This window comes from Aquimarina megaterium XH134 (assembly GCF_000520975.1).
Classification (GTDB): domain Bacteria; phylum Bacteroidota; class Bacteroidia; order Flavobacteriales; family Flavobacteriaceae; genus Aquimarina; species Aquimarina megaterium.
Window position 1 is genome coordinate 1 of sequence record NZ_JACB01000106.1, and the last position, 3,757, is coordinate 3,757.

At 27.5% G+C, this 3,757-nt stretch carries 5 protein-coding genes; all 5 read right to left on the reverse strand.

Going from position 1 to position 3,757, the window contains the following annotated elements; translation table 11 throughout:
* Positions 1–24 precede the first annotated feature (24 nt).
* The 5 genes from Z053_RS0127225 to Z053_RS0127245 all read right to left on the reverse strand — a co-directional run bounded on the left by Z053_RS0127225 (position 25) and on the right by Z053_RS0127245 (position 3,709).
* Positions 25–792 carry a hypothetical protein gene (locus Z053_RS0127225; RefSeq protein ID WP_025668131.1) on the reverse strand — a complete coding sequence of 256 codons (768 nt, stop codon included), beginning with the start codon at positions 790–792 and terminating at the stop codon, positions 25–27.
* Between the two features lie 94 nt (positions 793–886).
* Complete coding sequence (locus Z053_RS0127230) at positions 887–1,375, reverse strand: OmpH family outer membrane protein (RefSeq protein WP_160170159.1); 489 nt, start codon at positions 1,373–1,375, stop codon at positions 887–889.
* A gap of 103 nt (positions 1,376–1,478) precedes the next feature.
* A complete protein-coding gene (locus Z053_RS0127235) occupies positions 1,479–2,120 on the reverse strand; it encodes a hypothetical protein (RefSeq protein ID WP_025668133.1) in 642 nt (213 codons plus the stop codon).
* Positions 2,121–2,282: 162 nt separating this feature from the next.
* Positions 2,283–2,864, reverse strand: coding sequence for a hypothetical protein (locus Z053_RS0127240; protein WP_025668134.1), 582 nt, complete (start codon positions 2,862–2,864; stop codon positions 2,283–2,285).
* Between the two features lie 248 nt (positions 2,865–3,112).
* Positions 3,113–3,709, reverse strand: a complete 597-nt coding sequence (locus Z053_RS0127245) for a hypothetical protein (RefSeq protein ID WP_025668135.1) — start codon at positions 3,707–3,709, stop codon at positions 3,113–3,115.
* Between the last annotated feature and the right edge of the window lie 48 nt (positions 3,710–3,757).

Genomic DNA, 3,757 nt, shown 5'->3' on the forward strand with positions numbered 1-3,757 from the left:
GAAGTTTTAAGGTTTTTATTTGGTCTAGTTTATTACGTAAAGGAATAGTATTAAAACTAGTAATATAATTCCTAGTCCTATTTTCAAAGGAAATTGTGCTACACCAAATGTAAAGTTTATCACTTTTTCTAATCCCTTGGTAGCTGAAGAGATTGAACTTGAATAAACTTTTAGAGCACTTGATTCATTTTCTGTTTTATTAAGCTCTTGTTTTAACTTTTCTTCGTCAAATTTAACTTTATCAGAAACTAGCGTTAAAATCTTTTTTACTATTCTGTTTACAATTCCTCCAACCAATGGAACTTTATCTGATATTATTTTTGAAATCATTGGAATTGTAACTATGTGGATCACTCCTTTAAAAAGTAAACCAAGAACATCTTTTCTATTCTCTTTATTTACTTGATTGTTCACTTGATTTATATCAGTTACTGCAGATTTCATAATTTCTAAGGAATAGTTAATGATACTCCACATATCTGATTTCATTTTCCATATCAAGAAAAGCAATCCAGTAATGATTCCGACTACCAAAAAGAGAATTAGCCCAATGACTCCATAGATAACATATTCAATGTGAACCAAATCAAAAATAAAAAATCCGAAAATGAAAATTACAATTGAAATTAGAATTGGTCGAATTACCCAATTGATTACATATTTTGGAAAAACTAATAACTCTACAAAATTTTCAATAACTTCTTCATTTCGGTATTTTTGTACATCTATTCCTAGTTCTTCTTTTATTTTATGATCTAATTTTTCAACATCTTTTAGAGTTCTTATTCTCATTCTTTGGGTTTATCTTGTTCAATAATATACAAACAAGTATATATCGGTTTGTAGTTATATATAAGGGTCTGTTTATGTTATAAAACTAGTGCCTTTATTTTTTTAATTTCATAAATTCAATCAATTCATTAGTGTAATCTAAACATTCTACACAAAATAGTAAATCATTTTTTTTGGTTAAATATTTAATATTCTTCGATTCACAAAAATCGTTGATTGATGACAAAATTATTTTATTAATAGACTGATCAAGTTTTTTTCTCTTTAATTCAACAGCCTCAAGAGCTGATTTTCGAAATGATTCTATTTTTTGTTCTAATTTTTGAATTGAATCTTGAATTTTTTCTAATTCCTCGGGAGAATATTCAATATTAGGAGCATCCGAGATTTTTTTTTGAAAAGGACTAATAATTACTAAAAGTGAGTCGTTATATTTGGTCTCCAATTCCTTTATTAAATCTTTATTAGTTTCGTATTCCGGTACAGATTTTTTAACTTTTTCATAGTTAAAATACCCTCCGATATTTTGTCCAAAGCCAAAACTTGAAATAAATATAAAGAGTACTGAAATTATTAATCTCATAAACATATCACGTATCATAGTATTATTATCTCCCGTTTTTATGTTGAAGTATTTGTTTGTCTCTTAGTAATTATGAATGCATATATCGTATTGCAACCGGTTTTTAATTCAACCAATATTCTAATTCAACATCAAGGTAAAATGGGCCATAAGATATCTGTACTTCTCTGGCTCCACTTTTTGGAATTAAAAATGAAATATAAATTTTATCAGTTATCGAGTCAATTAACGTTTCTATTTTTAAATAATTTTCAATTACGATACCTTGGTTTTTAGCCATCTTCTCAATTTTTTTTGATTTTCTAATCGTGCGTTTATCTATTGAGCAACCTAATACAGCAGTGTATTTTCGTGGAAAAATTGTATCAATTTTGTGCTTTCTAATACTTGCTTCAACAAAATTTTCATAGTCATTGAAACTCACTCCCCATTCTTTTGAATTGTTCAAATAAGTGAATATTTTTCCAGTTGAAAAACGATATTCTTCAATAATTCCAAACTTATTCTCTTTAAAATCATAACCTTCTACTATTTTGATGACTCCTTTTGTTGAATCTATTCTTTTTTGCGTCTGATACTTTTGTCTGTTTAGAATTATAGATTTAAAATAGTTAAACTGTTCCTTTGTTAAATCGGGTTTAATTGTATTTAGAGCATCATAAGTTTTCTCATTCCAATTTTTGATTGATTGTGAAAATGATATAACAGGGATAAAAATGATTAATAATATCAAATTTGTATTCATATCTTAAGTAGTGACAAATTATATTGGCAATTATTATCAAAAATTGATCCGTTTATGTATATCATAAAACTTACATCTGTCAAGGTTTTTATGAAGACGTTATGCTGTATTACACGGATTGCAAATCCGCGCAGTCGGGTTTCAAATCCGCCTTTGTTGGGTTTAATCAGATTTATAAATAGCCCCATATCTAACAATGCCTTTAGTGTCAATAGATCTATATACATATCCGTTATTTTCTAATAACTTTATTATCTCTACTTCTATCTTTCCTCCAATTAAACTCCTTAATTTAGGTTCAGACATTCGTTGGTAAGTCAGAATATAAGAACAATTAGATGTCCATTCTATTTTGTATATCTGTCTGTCTTTTTCTCCTATTTCTTTTTGTATCCTTCTGTTTCTTTTGATTTTCGTGTTTTTATAATTTATATGATGATAATTATATTTTCCATATTTGTACTTTGTACATTCATCACAATCTTGAACATCCAATTTCATTTTGTCAAAACTCGGATTGATGAACGAAAAAGTCAGATTTCTACATTTATCAATTAATGGACCATCTTTTGGATATTCCATACTTTTAAGATAATCAATAAGCTTATTGATATTGTTCTTTGTTTTATGAGTGGTTCTCTCTTCAACTACGTTTACACTATTTATACCATTTGAAATATCAGCACAAAGTTCTAGAGTTACATAATCCACGATATCAACATTTTCAATGAGGTATCTGGTCATTATTTGTGAATGTAGATTGCATGCGAAAATAAAAATGGAAAGTAAAACTATATTCTTCATTTAGGTTAATTATGTGCAATGTTTAATATATGTGTCTTTGGGAGACAAATTGTTACCCAGCCATTGGCTTTTCTGCATTCATTTTATAACTTTATTACTATAAAATCTTTGTACCTCTCCAAATATATAAGAACCTTTTGAGTTATCACTTAACTATTATCACACATCGTACAAAGTGTCCTGCATAGTTACTTTTTCCAAAGGTTGAATTCGGTCCGTATTAATTCCAGAAACTCCGAAAAAAATATAAGTTCATCAATGTCGGGATAATGTTTAATATATTTTTCTGGATTGTTATAACGGATTTCTCTATGTTTTCCGTTTTGATTAATTTGAATTACATAACCAACACCATCCATAATCGCAACTTGTTCCCACATTATTTGATATTCACCATCTTTTAATTCGATTCCGCCTCGTTTTATCATCTTCCATTTAATATCATGCATATTTGGAAGATATTGAATATTTGTATTTAAAATGCTTGCCCAAACGAAATCAGAGTCATTGTTAGAAATTAATTCTCGTTGCTTGATTTTTTGCTTTGCTTTTTTCTTAACAGCTGCAAAATGTTCGAAGTATTCTATATTCCATTTTCCAGTTTTGTCCATATACATTCTAAAAATTTCTGTAAAATTTGTAATTCCAAAACCTTTATAAATACGAATTTCTTTTTCGTGAATCAAAGAATCAGTTAAATCAAGAGAATTATTTATTTCTGATAAGTTTTGACTAAAAAGACTAATACTAAAAAAGATAATAAATAAATTCAGGAGTTTTTTCATTGTTTGATTAGTTTATCCAAACCTACTATTATCTTTTTAATATAGCAA